This window comes from Paracoccus sphaerophysae (assembly GCF_000763805.1).
Lineage (GTDB): Bacteria > Pseudomonadota > Alphaproteobacteria > Rhodobacterales > Rhodobacteraceae > Paracoccus > Paracoccus sphaerophysae.
In genome coordinates this window covers 1-16,275 of record NZ_JRKS01000065.1, presented here as the reverse complement: position 1 = coordinate 16,275, position 16,275 = coordinate 1, and the positions used below count along the sequence as shown (strand labels likewise).

Genomic DNA, 16,275 nt, shown 5'->3' with positions numbered 1-16,275 from the left:
CCGCCACCCCCCCGGCCGTCGGCCCGATGCAGCCCGCGGCCGACGACAAGACCCGCCGCTGCACCATCGACCAGCGCAGCTGCATCACGGTGGCGAGCTATGTCTCGGACGTCTGCCGCACCATCGAGAAGGCGGCCGGCGAAAACCGGCTCGACCCCAATTTCCTGGCCCGGCTGCTGTGGAAGGAAAGCATGTTCGAGCCCGAGGCCGTCTCGCCGGTCGGCGCCCTGGGCATCGCCCAGTTCATGCCCGAAACGGCCCGCATCCGGAAGCTCGACGACCCGTTAAACCCCGCCAAGGCGATCCATGCCTCGGCCGACTACCTGCGCTACCTGATCGACGGCTTCGGCAACATGGGCCTCGCGGCGGTCGCCTATAACGGCGGCGAGGCAAGGGCGCTGCGGTTCTACAATGGCGGCCAGGTGCTGCCTTACGAGACGCAGGATTACGTCGAGGCGATCACCGGCCACAACGCCTGGAAATGGCGCGACGACCCGCCGGCCGAAATCGACATCCGGCTGAGCAAGGAACAGGGCTTCCGCGACGCCTGCATCAAGCTGGCGGGGAACCGCTCGCTCAAGGAGTTCTCGACCAAGCAGCGGGTCTGGCCGTGGGGCGTGATCCTCGCCTCGCACCCCAAGCAGTCGGGGGCGCAGAGCCAGGTCAACCGGCTGAACCGCCAGTTGCGCCCGATCCTGGGCGGCAAGCGCGTCAGCTATGTCCGCAAGAAACTCACCGGCACGGGCCGGCGCGTCTATACCGCGCAGATCGGCTATTCCTCGCGCGGCGAGGCCAACGCCTTCTGCAGCCAGTTCCGCGCCCTGGGCGGGCGCTGCATCGTGCTGAAGAACTGACGCCCGCCCCCGCGATCTTCTGTCGAGAAATATCCTCGGGGGGTGCGGGGGGCGGAAAGCCCCCCGCGTCACGTCACTCGGTCCAGCGCACCTTGCTGAGGTCGTTCGACGGCGAGGGCGCGTTTTCCCACAGCCCCTCGATCCGCGCATCGGCGACGCCGGTCTTGGCCAGCTGGAACAGGTAGGCCACGGGGTGGTCGGCGGCCAGCTTCTCCTGCGCCTCCTTCAGGACCACGCTGCGCTCGGCCGGATCGACCGCGGCTTTCAGCCGGTCCATCAGCGCCCGGTAATCTGCGTTGTCATAGCCGATGTAATAGCCGTCGCGAGCGTAGATGCCGACATCCATCGGCTCGACATGGCTGATGATGGTCAGGTCGAAATCGTGGTTCTTGTAGACCGTTTCCAGCCACTGGGCCCATTCCATGTTGGTGGTCTCGGTCTCGATCCCGACGTCGCGCAGCTCGGCGGCGACGATCTCGCCCCCGCGGCGGGCATAGGGCGGCGGCGGCAGGGCGAGGCGCAGCTTCAGGTCCTTGACGCCGGCCTCGGCCAGCAGCGCCTTGGCCTTTTCCGGGTCGTGCGGGGTCTTGCCGACGAGATCGACGTAATCCGGGTTGTGCGGGGCGAAATGGCTGCCGATGGGGGTGCCATAGCCGAACATTGCGCCGTCGATGATCGCCTGCCGGTCCACGGCCAGGGCGATCGCTTCGCGCACCTTGGGGTTGTCCAAGGGCGCGTTGCGGTTGTTCATCGACAGGATCGTCTCGCCCTCGGTCGTCCCGACGATCACCTTGAAGCGCGGATCGGCCTTCAGCTGGTCCAGCGTTTCCGGCGCGGGATAGATCGGGAAGGCATCGACGTCGCCCGCCATCATCGCCGCGAAGGCCGCCGTGGGGTCCGAGATGAAACGGAAGGTCGCCGTCTTCAGCGCCGGCTTGTCGCCCCAGTAGCCGTCGAAGGCGGTCAGGGTGACGTGGTCGCCCTGGGTCCATTCCTTGAACTGGAACGGCCCGGTGCCCACCGGCTTGGTCGCAGCACCCGCGGCCGAGGCCGGGTCCATGATCGCCGCGTCGCCCCAGGCCATCTTCCACGGGAACAGCCCGTCCGGCCCGTTCAGCGTGACCCGCACGAGATCCGGCGCGACCGCCTTGACGCTGGCGATGTCGGCGAACAGCTCCTTCTGCGCGTTGGTGGAATCGGGGGCGCGGGCGCGGTCCAGCGAGAACACCACGTCCGAGGCGTCGAAATCCGCCCCGTCGTGGAATTTCACGCCCTTGCGGAGCTTGAATTCATAGACCTTGCCGCCGTCCTTCGCCTCCCAGCTTTCGGCGAGGCCGGGGACGATGCTGCCATCGGCGGCAAAGCGGGTCAGGCTTTCGAAGATGTTGGCATAGGTGATCTCGTCGATCGCCGCGGCGGCGTTGGCCGTGGGGTCCAGCCCCGGCGGTTCCAGCACCATGCCGAGGCGGATCGTGTCCTGCGCGGCCAGCGCCGGCCCGGCCAGCAGCGCCAGCGCGGCCGCCGTGGTGAGAAGTCGGTGAAACATCGGGGTCCCCTTGTCGGTTCGGCCCCTGCGGGCCGTCGCGGGAACCCTAGGGGCGAGCGAGCCGCCCGATCAAGCGCTGCGTTGCGGCGGAACGTTGGCGGGGATCAGCTGCTGCACCGCGCCGGCCAGCATCAGCCACAGCGAGGTGACCACCAGCCCCCACAGCGCCCAGCTTTGCGGGTGGAAGCCGACCGCGATCGCCCAGCCCGCGAACACCACCCAGGCCGCCGTCATCGGCAGCGAGATCGCCCGCCAGCGTTCGGTGCGCACCGGGTGGATGAACTTGACCGGCAGGAACATCGCCACGGTCAGCGCCACCACGATGATCGCGATCACCCAGAAATGCGGTTTCAGCGCGAACAGCACCAGCACGACCATGTTCCAGCAGGCCGGAAAGCCCGAGAAGCTGTTGTCGCGGGTCTTCATCCGGGTGTCAGCGAAGTAGATCACCGAGCCATAGACGATGGCGATGATGCACAGCCAGCCGGTCCAGCCGTTCAGCAGCCCGGACTTGAACAGCGCGAAGGCGGGGATGAACACATAGGTCAGATAGTCGATGATGAGGTCCATCAGCACCCCGTCATGCGTCTGCCAGTTCTCCTTGACCCGATAGCGCCGCGCCAGCGGGCCGTCGACGCCGTCCACGACCAGCGCCACGATCAGCCAGCCGAACATGGTGGACCATTCCCCCTCGACCGCCGCCAGCAGCGCGAGCATGGACAGGACGGACCCGGTGGCCGTGAACAGATGGACCCCGAGGGCCTTGAGACGCAAATCCATGACGCGCCTTGTCGCACCGGGGGCGGGGCGGTGCAACCGGCAAGCTGTGGCGCTGGTTCGCTGAGACTGGCGGCTGGCGTGTAGTCCGGGCGCTCGCCTGTGCCAGCTATCGCTGGCCTCCCTCGCTGAACCAGCCCACTGGACTGTTGTCCGGGCGCTCGGGAGCCTCCGGCGGGGATATTTCGGCAAAGAAGAAGCCGTGCCGCTCTGGGGGGCATCGGGCCCTCCCCGGCTGGGCGCGTCAGGCCGGCGCGATGGGCAGGGCCGAGGTCGCCTTCATCTCCTCCATCGACAGCAGCGCAGTGACGTTCTGGATGCGGATCTCGGAAATCAGCGACTGGTAGAAGCGGTCATAGGCGCGGGCGTTCCGCACCATCACCTTGAGGATATAGTCGATGTCGCCGGCCAGCCGGTGCGCCTCGATCACCTCGGGGCGGCTGCGGACCGCGGCCAGGAACCGCGCCGCCCAGTCGGCGTCGTGTTCGGTGGTGCGGATCAGGACGAAGAAACACGCCTCGAGCCCCAGCGCCTCGGCATCCAGCAGCGCCACCTGGCCGCGGATCACCCCCTGGTCGCGCAGCTTGCGAATCCGGTTCCAGACCGGGGTGCGCGAGGCGCCGACGCGGGTCGCGATCTCCTCCAGCGGCAGGCTCGCGTCCTCTTGCAGCAGGGACAGTATCTTGCGGTCGGTCTCGTCCAGCCGGACCGGCGTCTGCGGCGAAGCGGTCATTCCGGAACATCTTTCCTGTTGGGCGCAGTCAGGCTGAAGCTGCGTCCTTATTTTCCCGCATGTCTAGCGCTTTGCAACATGAATTTCCTATTCTGACACTAGTCAAGCCGGAGCAACTGCGCCATGTCCAAGACCTTCGTTCCCTCGCCGGAAACCCCCGCGGTCCTCACCGCCAACGATCTGCGCGACGGCCGCTGCGTCTGGATGGGCGAGGGCGGCTGGACCGCCAAGCCGGCCGAGGCGGTGCTGTACGAGGACCCCGGCCTGGCCGAACTGGCGCTGCTCGACGCGCAAGCCCAGGGTCATGTCGTCGTCGGCCCCTACCTGATCGAGGCCGCCCGCGGTCCCGACGGCCGCGCCGCCCCCGCCCATTTCCGCGAGGCCTTCCGCAATGGCGGGCCAACCACCGAACCCGCCGCCCGAAACGCCAATGCCCGCCAGCCCGAGGCCAGCCATGTTTGATGCCGCCAAACCGCAATCCTACCTGCATCACCGCGCCGCCCAGTTCCGTGCCCAGGTCGAACGCCGACTGGACGGCAGCCTGACCGAGGACGAGTTCCGCCCGCTGCGGCTGATGAACGGCGTCTATCTGCAGCTGCACGCCTACATGCTGCGGGTGGCGATCCCCTATGGCACGATCAGCCCCGACCAGCTGCGCGGGCTGGCCCATATCGCCGACCGCTGGGACCGCGGCTACGGGCACTTCACCACCCGCCAGAACATGCAATTCAACTGGCCGCGGCTGGTCGATATCCCGGACATGCTGGACGCCTTGGCCGATGTCGGGCTGCACGCGATCCAGACCTCGGGGAACACGATCCGCAACGTCACCACCGACGCCTTTGCCGGCGCCGCCGCCGACGAGGCCGCCGATCCGCGCCCCTGGGCCGAGCTGCTGCGCATCTGGTCCACCGACCATGCCGAGTTCCAGTTCCTGCCGCGCAAGTTCAAGATCGCCGTCTCGGGCGGCGAAAAGGACCGCGCGGTGATCCCGGCCCACGACATCGGCCTGCGGCTGGTTCGGCAGGACGGCAATCTGGGCTTTCAGGTCTGGATCGGCGGCGGGCTGGGCCGCACGCCGCTGCTGGGCAAGGTGGTGCGCGAGTTCCTGCCCGCTGCCGACCTGCTGCCCTATGTCGAGGCGATCCTCGCCGCCTACAACCTCAGCGGCCGGCGCGACAACAAGTACAAGGCCCGCATCAAGGTCACCGTCGCCGAACGCGGCCTCGACGTCATGCGGGCCGAGATCGAGGAGGAATTCCTTCGCCGCCGGGCGGCGTTCCGCGGCGTCGACCTCGACCTGCTGGACGGGCTGACCGCGCGCTTTGCCGCCCCCGCTTTCCGCGCCCCCGACGACGCGGCCTACGAGGCCGAGCGGGCCGCAAACCCGGCCTTCCGGTCGTTCACCGATACCAACCTGTCGGCCCATCGCGCCCCGGGCTACGTCAGCGTGACGATCACGCTCAAGGCCCCCGGCGCCACCCCCGGCGACTGCACGGCCGAGCAGATGCGGCTGATCGCCGACCTGGCCGAACGCCACGCCCATGGCGATATCCGCATCGCCCATGACCAGAACGTGGTGCTGCCGCATGTCCACCGGGCCGAGCTGCCGGCGCTGTATGCCGCCCTGCGCGCGGCCGGTCTGGCCACGGCCAATGCCGGGCGGATCACCGACATCGTGGCCTGCCCGGGGATGGATTTCTGCACCCTCGCCACCGCCCGCTCGATCCCCGTCGCGCAGGAGCTGGCGGCCTATGTCCGCGAGCGCGATCTCGAGGACGAGATCGGCGCCTTCGACGTCCGCATCTCGGGCTGCATCAACGCCTGCGGGCATCACCATCTGGGCCATGTCGGCATCCTCGGGCTGGACCGGGCGGGGGTCGAGAACTACCAGATCACGCTGGGCGGCGACGGCTATGACCAGCCCGCCATCGGGGAACGCGCGGGCGCCGGCTTCCCCTATGACCAGGTCGTCCCGGCCGTGGGGCGGCTGATCGACGCCTATCTGCAGGTCCGGGAATCGCCCGAGGAACGCTTCATCGACGCGCTGCGCCGGCTGGGGCCCGCGCCCTTCAGGGCGGCGCTGTATCCGGCCGAGGGCGCTCATGCTTGATCTCAGCCTGGAAGACCGCGCCGCGACGCTGAACGCGCGCTATCGCAACCACGCCGCGGTGCAGGTGCTGCGCCACGCGCTGGCCGACCCCGATCTGGGCAAGGTCGCGCTGGTGTCCTCGTTCGGGGCGGAATCGGTGGTGCTGCTGCACATGCTGTCGGTGGTGGCGCCGGACACCCCGGTGCTGTTCATCGACACCGAGATGCTGTTCCCCGAGACGCTCGCCTATCAGCGCCAGATCGCCGAACGCCTGCCGCTGACCGACATCCGGGTGATCCGCGCCAGCGCCGAACAGATCGCCGCCCGCGACCCCGACGGCACGCTGCACCAGCGCGACACGGACGCCTGCTGCGACCTGCGCAAGGTGGTGCCGCTGGAGGCCGCTCTGGCCGGCTTCGACGGCTGGATCACCGGGCGCAAGCGCTTTCAGGGCGGCCAGCGGGTCGAGCTGGACTTCTTCGAGCCCGAGGCCCCCGGCCGGCTGCGGGTCAACCCGCTGGCGCACTGGCGTCCGCAGGACGTGGCCGACTACATGGACGAGAACGCGCTGCCCCGGCATCCGCTGGTGGCCCGCGGCTATCCCTCGATCGGCTGCGCGCCCTGCACCTCGCCGGTGGCGGCGGGCGAGGACCCGCGCTCGGGCCGCTGGCGCGGCCAGGCCAAGACCGAATGCGGCATCCATTTCATCGGCGGCAAGATGGTGCGCGGACCGATCGCGCCCGACGCCGCCCCGGAACCAGAGACCGACACCATGACCGAGACCGTGATCCAGACCGCCGAGATCGTTCCGCTGCCCGACGCCCCCGTGCTGGTCCGCGATGACGGCTTTCACCCGGTCGAGGGCGACCCGGACGTGACGCTGCCCCCCGACACCGACCCGTCGACGCTGGGCCAGTATCTGAACGCCGGCCTGATCGCGGTCGAGTTCCCCGCCATGACCGACGGCCGCGGCTTTTCCCTGGCCCGCATCCTGCGCGAGTTGGGCTTCGCCGGCCGCATCCGCGCCACCGGCGGGCTGATCGCCGACCAGTATGCGATGGCCCGGCGCGTGGGCATCGACGAGGTCCAGATCCCCGCCGCCCTCGCCCGCCGCCAGCCCGCCGGCCAGTGGCTCGCCCGCGCCGACTGGCGCGCCTGGGACCACCGGTCGCGGCTGGCGGGCTAGAAGCGGCCTCCTCTTTCCTCTAGATATTCCGGGACACCGATATGACGCTGGATTTCCCCGTGGCCGACCTGCCCACCCCTGACGCCAAACCCGCCTCGACCGCCGCGCTGATGCCCGACGCGCAGACCGTGACCGCCGTGCGGCACTGGACCGACCGGCTGTTTTCGTTCCGCGTGACCCGGCCCGCCTCGCTGCGCTTCCGGTCGGGCGAGTTCGTGATGATCGGCCTGCCCGACGAGCGCGGCAAGCCGATCCTGCGCGCCTATTCCATCGCCTCGCCCAGCTGGGACGAGGAGCTGGAGTTCTACTCGATCAAGGTCCCGGACGGGCCGCTGACCTCGCGGCTGCAGCACATCCAGCCCGGCGACCAGATCATCCTGCGCCCCAAGCCCGTGGGCACGCTGGTGCTGGACGCGCTGCTGCCGGGCAAGCGGCTGTGGTTCCTCGCGACCGGCACCGGCATCGCGCCCTTCGCCAGCCTGATGCGCGACCCCGAGACCTTCGAGCGCTATGATCAGGTCATCATGATGCACACCTGCCGCGAGGCGGCCGAGCTGGAATATGGCCGCGACCTCGTGGCCGGGCTGCATGGCGACGAACTGCTGACCGAGATGTTCGGCGCGGATTTCGACAAGCGGCTGGTCTATTACCCGACCACCACCCGCGAGACGACCGAGCGCATGGGACGGATCACCGACAACCTCAGCTCGGGCAAGGTGTTCGCCGATCTGGGCCTGCCGCCGATGAACCCGGCCGAGGACCGGGCGATGGTCTGCGGCAGCCTCGCCTTCAACATCGACGTCAAGGCGGTGCTGGAAGGCTTTGGCCTGCGCGAGGGCGCCAACAGCGATCCCAAGGAATTCGTGGTCGAAAAGGCCTTCGTCGGCGACGGCATCTGAACCGACGGCGGCAGCAAGGGGGCTGCCGCCCCCGCCTCGTCCCGAGGCTCCCCCGCGGATACTTGAGCAAAGAAGAAAGCGCTGCCCGGGGCCTCGGCTTCCGGGCTTCTTCTTTGCCCAAATATCCCGGGGTCCGGGGCAGCGCCCCGGTCCTGCCGTTGACACCCCTCGCCGCGGTGCCCATGTTCCCGGCCCGAATAGTCCCCGGAGAGCCTCATGCCCGTCGTCGTCGTCGAATCCCCCGCCAAGGCCAAGACGATCAACAAGTATCTGGGCGACGATTACACGGTTCTGGCGTCCTTCGGCCATGTCCGCGACCTGCCGCCCAAGGACGGTTCGGTCGATACCGACGACGATTTTGCGATGAAATGGGAAGTCGCGTCGGACTCGAAAAAGCACGTCAAGGCGATCAAGGACGCGCTGGCCCGCGACCCGAACCTGATCCTCGCCACCGACCCCGACCGCGAGGGCGAGGCGATCAGCTGGCACCTGCGCGAGGCGCTGGCCTCGTCGCTGAAGAAGGCACAGGTCAGCCGCGTCACCTTCAACGCGATCACCAAATCCGCGGTGACCGAGGCGATGGCCAATCCGCGCGACATCGACCAGCCGCTGGTCGACGCCTATCTGGCGCGCCGGGCGCTGGATTACCTCGTCGGCTTCAACCTCTCGCCGGTGCTGTGGCGCAAGCTGCCCGGCTCGCGCTCGGCCGGGCGGGTGCAGTCGGTCGCGCTGCGGATCATCGTCGATCGCGAGATGGAGATCGAGGCGTTCCGCGCCCGCGAATACTGGACCGTCCACGCCACCCTGGCGACCCCCAATGGGGACGAATACCGCGCCCAGCTGGTCAGCTATGCCGGCAGGAAGCTGGAACGCTATGATCTGGCGAACGAGGAAGCCGCCCGGCTTGCCGTCAGCGCCGTCAACTCCCGCGACCTGACCGTGACCTCGGTCACCGCCAAGCCCACCAGCCGCAACCCGTGGCCGCCCTTCATGACCTCGACCCTGCAGCAGGAGGCCAGCCGCAAGCTGGGCGTTGGCGCCCGCGCCTGCATGAGCGCGGCGCAGCGGCTGTATGAGGCAGGCTATATCACCTACATGCGGACCGACGGCATCGACATGGCGCCCGAGGCCGTGATGGCCGCGCGCGACGCGATCAAGGCCCGTTTCGGCGCCGACTACGTCCCGAAATCGCCGCGGATGTACAAGAACAAGGCCAAGAACGCGCAGGAAGCCCACGAATGCATCCGGCCGACCGACATGATGCTGTCGCCCGACAAGCTGAACGTCGAGCCCGAGCAGCGCAAGCTTTATGACCTGATCTGGAAGCGCACGCTCGCGTCGCAGATGGAAGCCGCGCGGATGGAGCGCACCACGGTCGAGATCGGCAGCGCCGACGGGCAGGTCGGGCTGCGCGCCACCGGGCAGGTGATGCTGTTCGACGGGTTCCTGAAAATCTACGACCAGGGCCATGACGACGACGAGGGCGAGGACAGCGCCCGCCTGCCGCAGATCGCCGAGGGCGAGGCCGCTGCCAAGCGCGAGGTGACCCCCGAACAGCACTTCACCCAGCCGCCGCCGCGCTACACCGAGGCGACTCTGGTCAAGCGGATGGAGGAACTCGGCATCGGCCGGCCCTCGACCTATGCCAGCATCGTCACCACGATCCAGGACCGCGACTATGTCCGCAAGGACAAGAACCGCCTGATCGCCGAGGACAAGGGCCGGCTGGTGACGGCGTTCCTGGTGAAGTATTTCCCGCGCTACGTCTCCTACGACTTCACCGCCGACATGGAGGGGGAGCTGGACGACATCTCCTCGGGGTCGCGCGAATACCGCGAGGTGCTGCGGCGGTTCTGGCGCGATTTCTCGGCCGCGCTGGCCGATACCAGCGAACTGCGGATCACCGAGGTGCTCGAGGCGATCAACGAGGCGATGGCCCCGCATCTGTATCCCGATCCGGGCGACGGGTCCGACCCGCGCGTCTGTCCGCTGTGCGGGCAGGGGCGGCTGAACCTCAAGACCGCGCGGTCGGGCGGGGCCTTCATCGGCTGCAACAACTATCCCGAATGCCGCTATACCCGCCCGCTGGGCGGCCCGGATGGCGAGGCGGTGGGCGATGCGGTGCTGGGGCTGGACCCGGAGGGGGTCGAGATCAGCCTGAAAAACGGCCGCTTCGGCCCCTATGTCCAGCGCGGCGAGGCGACGGCCGAGCAGCCCAAGCCGCCCCGCGCCTCGATCCCCAAGGGGTGGGACGCCGGGTCTATGGACCTGGAAAAGGCGCTGATGCTGCTGTCCCTGCCGCGCGAGATCGGCCCGCACCCCGAGGATGGCGCGGTGGTCGAGGCCGGGATCGGCCGCTATGGGCCCTACGTCAAGCACGGCGCGAAATATGCCAACCTGCCTGAGGTGGACGAGGTATTCACCATCGGCATGAACCGCGCGGTCGAAGTGCTGGCCTCGAAACCCCAGCGCGGGCGGGGTGCGCCTGCCGCGGCGCTGAAGGAACTGGGCGAGCATCCCGATGGCGGGCCGGTGCAGGTGCTGAACGGGCGCTTCGGGCCCTATGTCAAATGGGGCAGGGTCAACGCCACGCTGCCCCGCGACGTGACGCCCGAGACGATCGACATGGACAAGGCGCTGGAACTGATCGCCGCGAAGGCCACCAAGGGCGGCAAGGCGCCGCGGAAGGCGGCGGCGAAGGCCGCGCCGAAGACGGCGAAGACGGCGGCGAAGAAGACGGCGGCGAAGAAGACCCCGGCGAAGAAGCCGGCCGCAGGGAAGACCGCAGGGAAGACCGCCGCGAAGAAGCCCGCCACCAGGACCGCCGCCGCAAAGAAGCCGGCGAAGACCCCCGCGGCAGGCCCGGACTCCGACGCCTGACACCTCGCCCCGCAGAGGCCCCGCGGTTCGGCCACGGGACGGCGGCGGGCTGATTGACTCCGCCCCGCCCCGCCGCCAAACACGGCTGCGACGCATTTGTGGGAGGGCTCTGTGAAAAAGGTCTATGACAACGCCGAGGCCGCGCTGGACGGCGTGCTCAAGGACGGCATGTCGATCGCCGCGGGGGGCTTTGGCCTCTGCGGCATCCCGGAACTGCTGATCGCCGCGATCCACAAGTCGGGCGTCAAGGATCTGACCATCGCCTCGAACAACTGCGGCGTGGACGGGTTCGGACTGGGCATCCTGCTCGACAGCAAGCAGATTAAGAAGATGCAGTCGTCCTATGTCGGCGAGAACGCCGAGTTCATGCGCCAGTACCTGTCCGGCGAGCTGGAACTGGAATTCAACCCGCAGGGCACGCTGGCCGAACGGATGCGCGCGGGCGGGGCTGGGATCCCCGGCTTCTACACCAAGACCGGCGTCGGCACCGTCATCGCCGAGGGCAAAGAGGTCAAGAACTTCGACGGTCAGGACTATATCCTGGAACGCGGCATCGTGACCGACCTGGCCATCGTCAAGGCGTGGAAGGCCGACGAGACCGGCAACCTCGTGTTCCGCAAGACCGCCCGCAACTTCAACGTCCCGGCCGCCACCTGCGGCAAGATCTGCGTGGTCGAGGTCGAAGAGATCGTGCCCACCGGCTCGCTGGACCCCGACCACATCCACCTGCCGGGCATCTACGTGCACCGGATCATCCAGGGCGACCACGAAAAGCGCATCGAGCAGCGCACGGTGAGAAAGCGCGAGGAGGCGTGAATGTCGTATGTCAAAGAGGTTGATATAACGAGGGTAAAAGAAGCTTTTCGGGCCGCGCAAAATCTCATTGCGGAGTTGGAAGGCGAGGGAGTTTTTGCGCTTTACCAAGATCCTGACTCAGACGCTGATCCGAGTGGGGATGAATTAGATCGGATGCTGCGCCTGCAGAGTGAAGTTGCCCAGATGCTGTTGGGCCAACAGCTGTCACGATTGGAGAGGAACTCTTAATGGCATGGGACCGCAACCAGATGGCGGCACGGGCCGCGCAGGAACTGGAAGACGGGATGTATGTCAATCTCGGCATCGGCATCCCGACGCTGGTCGCCAACTATGTTGGCGACAAGGACATCACGCTGCAGTCCGAAAACGGCATGCTGGGCATGGGCCCCTTCCCGTTCGAGGGTGAGGAAGACCCCGATCTCATCAACGCCGGCAAGCAGACCATCACCGAACTGCCCCGCACCGCCTATTTCGACAGCGCCCAAAGCTTCGCGATGATCCGCGGCGGCAAGATCGCGGCGGCGATCCTCGGCGCGATGGAGGTCGCCGAGAACGGCGACCTGGCGAACTGGATGATCCCCGGCAAGCTGGTCAAGGGCATGGGCGGGGCGATGGACCTCGTCGCCGGGGTCCGCCGGGTGATCGTGGTCATGGACCACACCAACAAGGCCGGCGAATCCAAGGTGCTCAAGGCCTGCACCCTGCCGCTGACCGGCAAGGGCGTCGTGGACCGCATCATCACCAACCTGGGCGTTCTGGACGTGGTGCCCGGCGGGCTCAGGCTCGTCGAATGCGCCGACGGCGTGACCGAGGACGAACTGCGCGCCGCCACCGAGGCGACGATCATTTCCTAGAAAGGGCGGGGCCGATGCGGCGGCATGTGCGCTGGGCGGGCTGGGACGGGCAGGGGCTGGACCACTGCGACGTCACCCTGTCGGCGGACGGGCTGACGCTGGACGGCGTCGTGGTCGGCAACCGCGAGGGTGCCTACGGCGCCCATTACCGGGTGCAGACCGACGCCGCCGGCCGCACCCGGCAGGTCTGGGTGTTCTATACCGGCGGCCCGGCGCTCAAGGTCCGGGCCGACGACCAGGGGCGCTGGACCGACGCGCTGACCGACCGGCCGATCCCGAAGCTCGACGGCTGCCTTGACGTGGACATCGGCGTGACGCCGGCGACCAACACCCTGCCGATCCGCCGGCTGGGCCTGGGCGACCGGCAGGCGGCCGAGATCCTCGCCGCCTATGTGCCGCTGCCCACCCAGATCGACGGCGCCTTCCTGCCCCGCCCGGCGCCGCAGCGCTATACCTGCCTCTGCGGCGAGCGGTACCGCTACGAGGGGCTGTTCCGGCATTTCTCGACCGAGCTGGCGGTGGACCCGGACGGGCTGGTGATAGACTATCCGGGCTATTTCCGCCGCCTGCCCGACCCGGCGGGCGCCTGATGGCGCTGACCGCGGACGAGATCGGGGTGCTGTTCACCCAGCCCGGCGGCGACTTCCTGTGCGCCCGCTGGGCCCGGCCGATCGCGCCGGTCGCCTTCGGCCTGGCGGACGAGACGCTGGCCGTGTTCCGCGCCGCGCTGGCCGCGGTCGCGGCCCATGCCGGCCAGCCGATGACCGACACCGACCCCGAGATGGGGGCCAATTTCATGGTCTTTGCCGTCCGCGACTGGGAGGAACTGGGCGGCCTTCCCGATCTCGACCGGCTGACCGGGCTGGCTGACCTGCCCGCCCGGCTGGCGGCGCAGTCGGCCGACCGCTATCGGCTGCTGCGCTTCGACGCCGGCGGCGGCATCCGCGCCTGCCTGTCCTTCCTGCGGCTGGGGGGCGCGCTGGGCTCGGCCCATCCGGCGGTGCTGGCCGAGGACACCGGCGTCAACGCGATGCTCAGCTTTGCCCGCCACGTCACCCCCAGCGCCGGGATTGCGGCGCTGATCCGCGCGGCCTATGACCCGGCTCTGCCAGCCTGCGCCCGGGATCCCAGCCATGCGCTGCGCCTGGCCGCCCGGCTGTAAGGACCATGCATGAGCCACCGCTTTCCGATCCGCGTCTATTACGAGGATACCGACCTCGGGCAGGTCGTCTATTACGCCAACTACCTGAAATTCATCGAACGCGGCCGCAGCGAATGGCTGCGCGAGCTGGGCATCGACCAGCAGCGGCTGATCAGGGACGAGGGCCTCGCCTTCGTCGTCCGCCGGGTCGAGGCCGACTATCTGCGCCCCGCCCGCTTCGACGACGCGCTCGAGGTCGTCACGACGCTCACCAGCGCCACCGGCTCGCGGATCCAGCTGGACCAGGCCGTCACCCGCGACGGCGAAACGCTGTTCCAGTCCACCGTGACGCTGGTCTGCGTCGACATCCGCGTCATGCGCGCGCACCGGATGCCGCCGGCGCTGATCGGCGCGCTGGGCGGCTGACCCGGCCCGCCCGCGCGGGGCGACCATGCGCGGCGGCCGGCCGACGCGGCGGAAAAAGCACGCAACTGTGTTGGCCTTCGGCTGGCCTTTCGGGCTAGGATCGCGGCAAAACACCGCGAAATTGCGGGCACAGGCAGTCCCCAAGGCAGTCCAAGGACAGGCACAACATGGAAAATGTCGCAATCGGCGCGCCGGCCGATTTCTCGCTGATCGCGCTGTTCCTGCGCGCTTCGCTGACGGTCAAGATCGTCATGGTGCTGCTGGTCCTGGCCTCGGTCTGGTCTTGGGCGACCATCATCCAGAAGCTGATGGTGCAGGTTGCGACCCGCCGCGACAGCGGCAGCTTCGACCGCCGCTTCTGGTCGGGCGAGCCGCTGGACGACCTGTATGACCGGATGACCGGCAAGCCCAAGGGGGCGGCCGAGCGCATCTTTTCCGCCGGCATGACCGAATGGCGCAAGTCGCAGCGCGACGATGGCGAGCTGATCCCCGGCGCCCAGTCGCGCATCGACCGGGCGATGAACGTGGCGATCAACCGCGAAAGCGACCGGCTGACCCGCGGGCTGCCGTTCCTCGCCACGGTCGGCTCGACCGCGCCCTTCATCGGGCTGTTCGGCACCGTCTGGGGGATCAAGACCGCGTTCGAGGGCATCGCCCTGTCGCAGAACACCTCGCTGGCGGTTGTGGCGCCGGGCATCGCCGAGGCGCTGGTCGCGACCGCGCTGGGCCTGCTGGCGGCCATCCCAGCGGTGATCTTCTACAACAAGCTGGTCACCGACGCCGACCGCATCACCAGCCAGCACGAGGCCTTTGCCGACGAATTCTCGACCATCCTGTCGCGCCAGATCGAGGACGCCTGAATGGCCGGCGGGACCCTGCGCGGCACCTCTCGCCGCCGCGGCCGGCGGCGCGCGGCGCCGATGGCGGAAATCAACGTCACGCCCTTCGTCGACGTGATGCTGGTGCTGCTGATCATCTTCATGGTCGCGGCGCCGCTGCTGACCGTGGGCGTGCCGCTGCAACTGCCGCAGACCGCCGCCGAGGCGGTGCGCTCGGAACCCGAGGAACCGCTGACCGTCTCGGTCCCCGCCCAGGGCCCGCTGGTCCTGATGACGACAGAGGTGCCCGAGGCGGAACTGGTCACCCGGCTGCGCGCGGTGGCCACGGAACGGCGGTCCTCGCGCATCTACCTGCGCGCCGACGGCACGGTCCCCTATGCCCGCGTCATGCAGGTGATGGGGGCGCTGAACGCCGCTGGCTATCGCGACATCGTGCTGGTCACCGATGCGGGCGGGCCGCGCATGGACGGCTGAGTTGGATGGCTGATCCCTTCCCCCCCGACGAGGCGCGCGAGCGCCGGGTCGGCGCCTGGGTGTCGGGCGTCGTCCACGCCGCGCTGATCGGCGCGGTGGCGCTGGGCGGGGCGCTGTTCCGCGCGCCGCAGGCGCCGGCGATCCGCATGGCCCCGGTCGAGACGATGAGCAGCGTCGAGTTCGAGGCGATGGCCGCCGCCAGCCGCGGCGCCGGGCCGGTCGGCGACCAGGCCTCGGCGGTGCCCGCGCAGCCGCGCCCGCCCTCGGACGAGGTGGTGGCGGGCGGGCCGGTGGCGCTGTCGCCCCTCGCGCCCGACGCCGACCCGACCGCGCTGCCGGCGCCCGATGTGGCGGGCGAGGCGGCGCCGAACCTGTCGGACCTGCAGGTGCCGCAGATGCCGGTGGCGGTGGCGACGGTGGCGCCGGCGCCGCAGCAGCCCTCGGCGGTGGCCGACGAGGCCCCGGTGGAACGGCAGATCGCCGGGATCGCGCAGCCCCGTCCCCCGGCCGCGGCGCCGGCCCTGACCCGCGGACGCGCGGCGCCCCGGGCGGCGCGCCGCCCTCCCTGCCGCGCCCCGGGGCGGGCCTTCCGTGTGCGGGGGGCGGCGGACCCCCCCCCAACGGAGACAGCCCCCGCCGGTGATGCGGGACCTGTCGCTCCTCCCCCAGAAGACGGCTTGGCCTCCCCGCCTGGCCGTCTGGGTATGACGTTACGTCATTTGGCAGAATCGCGGATCAACTCTGCCTGACGTACGATC

General features: G+C 69.1%; 18 protein-coding genes and 1 pseudogene. 16 read left to right on the top strand and 3 right to left on the bottom strand.

What is annotated here, in order from left to right:
- The coding region (locus IC63_RS14065; RefSeq protein ID WP_156965502.1) for a lytic transglycosylase domain-containing protein at window positions 1-854 on the top strand (854 nt) is incomplete at its 5' end.
- Window positions 855-927: 73 nt separating this feature from the next.
- Here the strand turns inward: IC63_RS14065 and IC63_RS14060 are convergent.
- From IC63_RS14060 to IC63_RS14050, 3 genes are all read right to left on the bottom strand, one after another.
- Window positions 928-2,400 (bottom strand): ABC transporter substrate-binding protein, encoded by a 1,473-nt coding sequence (locus IC63_RS14060; RefSeq protein WP_036721391.1) that lies wholly within the window; start codon window positions 2,398-2,400, stop codon window positions 928-930.
- Between the two features lie 69 nt (window positions 2,401-2,469).
- Window positions 2,470-3,180, bottom strand: a complete 711-nt coding sequence (locus tag IC63_RS14055; RefSeq protein WP_036721389.1) for a CDP-alcohol phosphatidyltransferase family protein — start codon at window positions 3,178-3,180, stop codon at window positions 2,470-2,472.
- Window positions 3,181-3,421: 241 nt separating this feature from the next.
- The gene (locus IC63_RS14050) at window positions 3,422-3,910 is read right to left on the bottom strand and encodes an Lrp/AsnC family transcriptional regulator (protein WP_036721387.1); all 489 of its coding nucleotides are present in this window, start codon (window positions 3,908-3,910) and stop codon (window positions 3,422-3,424) included.
- 123 nt (window positions 3,911-4,033) lie between these two features.
- Here IC63_RS14050 and IC63_RS14045 point away from each other — a divergent pair, with 123 nt between their 5' ends.
- From IC63_RS14045 to IC63_RS13985, 15 genes and pseudogenes are all read left to right on the top strand, one after another.
- Complete coding sequence (locus tag IC63_RS14045) at window positions 4,034-4,372, top strand: DUF2849 domain-containing protein (RefSeq protein ID WP_036721384.1); 339 nt, start codon at window positions 4,034-4,036, stop codon at window positions 4,370-4,372.
- Window positions 4,365-6,023: a nitrite/sulfite reductase gene (locus IC63_RS14040; RefSeq protein ID WP_036721382.1), complete on the top strand. Its 1,659-nt coding sequence runs from the start codon at window positions 4,365-4,367 to the stop codon at window positions 6,021-6,023. The genes IC63_RS14045 and IC63_RS14040 overlap by 8 nt, the downstream gene beginning before the upstream one ends.
- Window positions 6,016-6,738: pseudogene (locus tag IC63_RS18940) on the top strand (phosphoadenylyl-sulfate reductase); the annotation flags it as partial. The gene IC63_RS14040 and the pseudogene IC63_RS18940, both read left to right, overlap by 8 nt.
- Window positions 6,721-7,188 (top strand): DUF934 domain-containing protein, encoded by a 468-nt coding sequence (locus IC63_RS18935; RefSeq protein ID WP_332257820.1) that lies wholly within the window; start codon window positions 6,721-6,723, stop codon window positions 7,186-7,188. The pseudogene IC63_RS18940 and the gene IC63_RS18935, both read left to right, overlap by 18 nt.
- A gap of 110 nt (window positions 7,189-7,298) precedes the next feature.
- On the top strand, window positions 7,299-8,087 hold the full coding sequence (locus IC63_RS14030; protein WP_198026339.1) for a ferredoxin--NADP reductase: 789 nt from the start codon (window positions 7,299-7,301) through the stop codon (window positions 8,085-8,087).
- Between the two features lie 216 nt (window positions 8,088-8,303).
- Window positions 8,304-10,967 carry a type I DNA topoisomerase gene (gene topA, locus IC63_RS14025; RefSeq protein WP_036721378.1) on the top strand — a complete coding sequence of 888 codons (2,664 nt, stop codon included), beginning with the start codon at window positions 8,304-8,306 and terminating at the stop codon, window positions 10,965-10,967.
- Between the two features lie 111 nt (window positions 10,968-11,078).
- Window positions 11,079-11,783: a CoA transferase subunit A gene (locus tag IC63_RS14020; protein WP_036721375.1), complete on the top strand. Its 705-nt coding sequence runs from the start codon at window positions 11,079-11,081 to the stop codon at window positions 11,781-11,783.
- Window positions 11,784-12,011, top strand: a complete 228-nt coding sequence (locus IC63_RS18255; protein ID WP_156965501.1) for a hypothetical protein — start codon at window positions 11,784-11,786, stop codon at window positions 12,009-12,011.
- Entirely contained in the window at window positions 12,011-12,637 is a 627-nt protein-coding gene (locus tag IC63_RS14015; protein ID WP_036721372.1) for a CoA transferase subunit B, read from the top strand. The genes IC63_RS18255 and IC63_RS14015 overlap by 1 nt, the downstream gene beginning before the upstream one ends.
- A gap of 14 nt (window positions 12,638-12,651) precedes the next feature.
- Entirely contained in the window at window positions 12,652-13,227 is a 576-nt protein-coding gene (locus IC63_RS14010) for a putative glycolipid-binding domain-containing protein (protein ID WP_036721370.1), read from the top strand.
- Window positions 13,227-13,799 (top strand): hypothetical protein, encoded by a 573-nt coding sequence (locus IC63_RS14005; protein WP_036721369.1) that lies wholly within the window; start codon window positions 13,227-13,229, stop codon window positions 13,797-13,799. The genes IC63_RS14010 and IC63_RS14005 overlap by 1 nt, the downstream gene beginning before the upstream one ends.
- Before the next feature lie 9 nt (window positions 13,800-13,808).
- Window positions 13,809-14,204: a tol-pal system-associated acyl-CoA thioesterase gene (gene ybgC, locus IC63_RS14000; RefSeq protein ID WP_036721367.1), complete on the top strand. Its 396-nt coding sequence runs from the start codon at window positions 13,809-13,811 to the stop codon at window positions 14,202-14,204.
- 167 nt (window positions 14,205-14,371) lie between these two features.
- A complete protein-coding gene (gene tolQ / locus IC63_RS13995; RefSeq protein ID WP_036721365.1) occupies window positions 14,372-15,064 on the top strand; it encodes a protein TolQ in 693 nt (230 codons plus the stop codon).
- Window positions 15,065-15,517, top strand: coding sequence for an ExbD/TolR family protein (locus IC63_RS13990; protein ID WP_036721363.1), 453 nt, complete (start codon window positions 15,065-15,067; stop codon window positions 15,515-15,517).
- 5 nt (window positions 15,518-15,522) lie between these two features.
- Window positions 15,523-16,266 carry a hypothetical protein gene (locus IC63_RS13985; RefSeq protein ID WP_036721359.1) on the top strand — a complete coding sequence of 248 codons (744 nt, stop codon included), beginning with the start codon at window positions 15,523-15,525 and terminating at the stop codon, window positions 16,264-16,266.
- Window positions 16,267-16,275: the final 9 nt, after the last annotated feature.

Bases quoted from the DNA above. Each gene is read 5' to 3' on its own strand.
- IC63_RS14060 (WP_036721391.1), bottom strand. From the start codon at position 2,400: ATGTTTCACCGACTTCTCACCACGGCGGCCGCGCTGGCGCTGCTGGCC.
- IC63_RS14055 (WP_036721389.1), bottom strand. From the start codon at position 3,180: ATGGATTTGCGTCTCAAGGCCCTCGGGGTCCATCTGTTCACGGCCACC.
- IC63_RS14050 (WP_036721387.1), bottom strand. From the start codon at position 3,910: ATGACCGCTTCGCCGCAGACGCCGGTCCGGCTGGACGAGACCGACCGC.
- IC63_RS14045 (WP_036721384.1), top strand. From the start codon at position 4,034: ATGTCCAAGACCTTCGTTCCCTCGCCGGAAACCCCCGCGGTCCTCACC.
- IC63_RS14040 (WP_036721382.1), top strand. From the start codon at position 4,365: ATGTTTGATGCCGCCAAACCGCAATCCTACCTGCATCACCGCGCCGCC.
- IC63_RS18935 (WP_332257820.1), top strand. From the start codon at position 6,721: ATGGTGCGCGGACCGATCGCGCCCGACGCCGCCCCGGAACCAGAGACC.
- IC63_RS14030 (WP_198026339.1), top strand. From the start codon at position 7,299: ATGCCCGACGCGCAGACCGTGACCGCCGTGCGGCACTGGACCGACCGG.
- topA (WP_036721378.1), top strand. From the start codon at position 8,304: ATGCCCGTCGTCGTCGTCGAATCCCCCGCCAAGGCCAAGACGATCAAC.
- IC63_RS18255 (WP_156965501.1), top strand. From the start codon at position 11,784: ATGTCGTATGTCAAAGAGGTTGATATAACGAGGGTAAAAGAAGCTTTT.
- IC63_RS14015 (WP_036721372.1), top strand. From the start codon at position 12,011: ATGGCATGGGACCGCAACCAGATGGCGGCACGGGCCGCGCAGGAACTG.
- IC63_RS14010 (WP_036721370.1), top strand. From the start codon at position 12,652: ATGCGGCGGCATGTGCGCTGGGCGGGCTGGGACGGGCAGGGGCTGGAC.
- IC63_RS14005 (WP_036721369.1), top strand. From the start codon at position 13,227: ATGGCGCTGACCGCGGACGAGATCGGGGTGCTGTTCACCCAGCCCGGC.
- ybgC (WP_036721367.1), top strand. From the start codon at position 13,809: ATGAGCCACCGCTTTCCGATCCGCGTCTATTACGAGGATACCGACCTC.
- tolQ (WP_036721365.1), top strand. From the start codon at position 14,372: ATGGAAAATGTCGCAATCGGCGCGCCGGCCGATTTCTCGCTGATCGCG.
- IC63_RS13990 (WP_036721363.1), top strand. From the start codon at position 15,065: ATGGCCGGCGGGACCCTGCGCGGCACCTCTCGCCGCCGCGGCCGGCGG.
- IC63_RS13985 (WP_036721359.1), top strand. From the start codon at position 15,523: ATGGCTGATCCCTTCCCCCCCGACGAGGCGCGCGAGCGCCGGGTCGGC.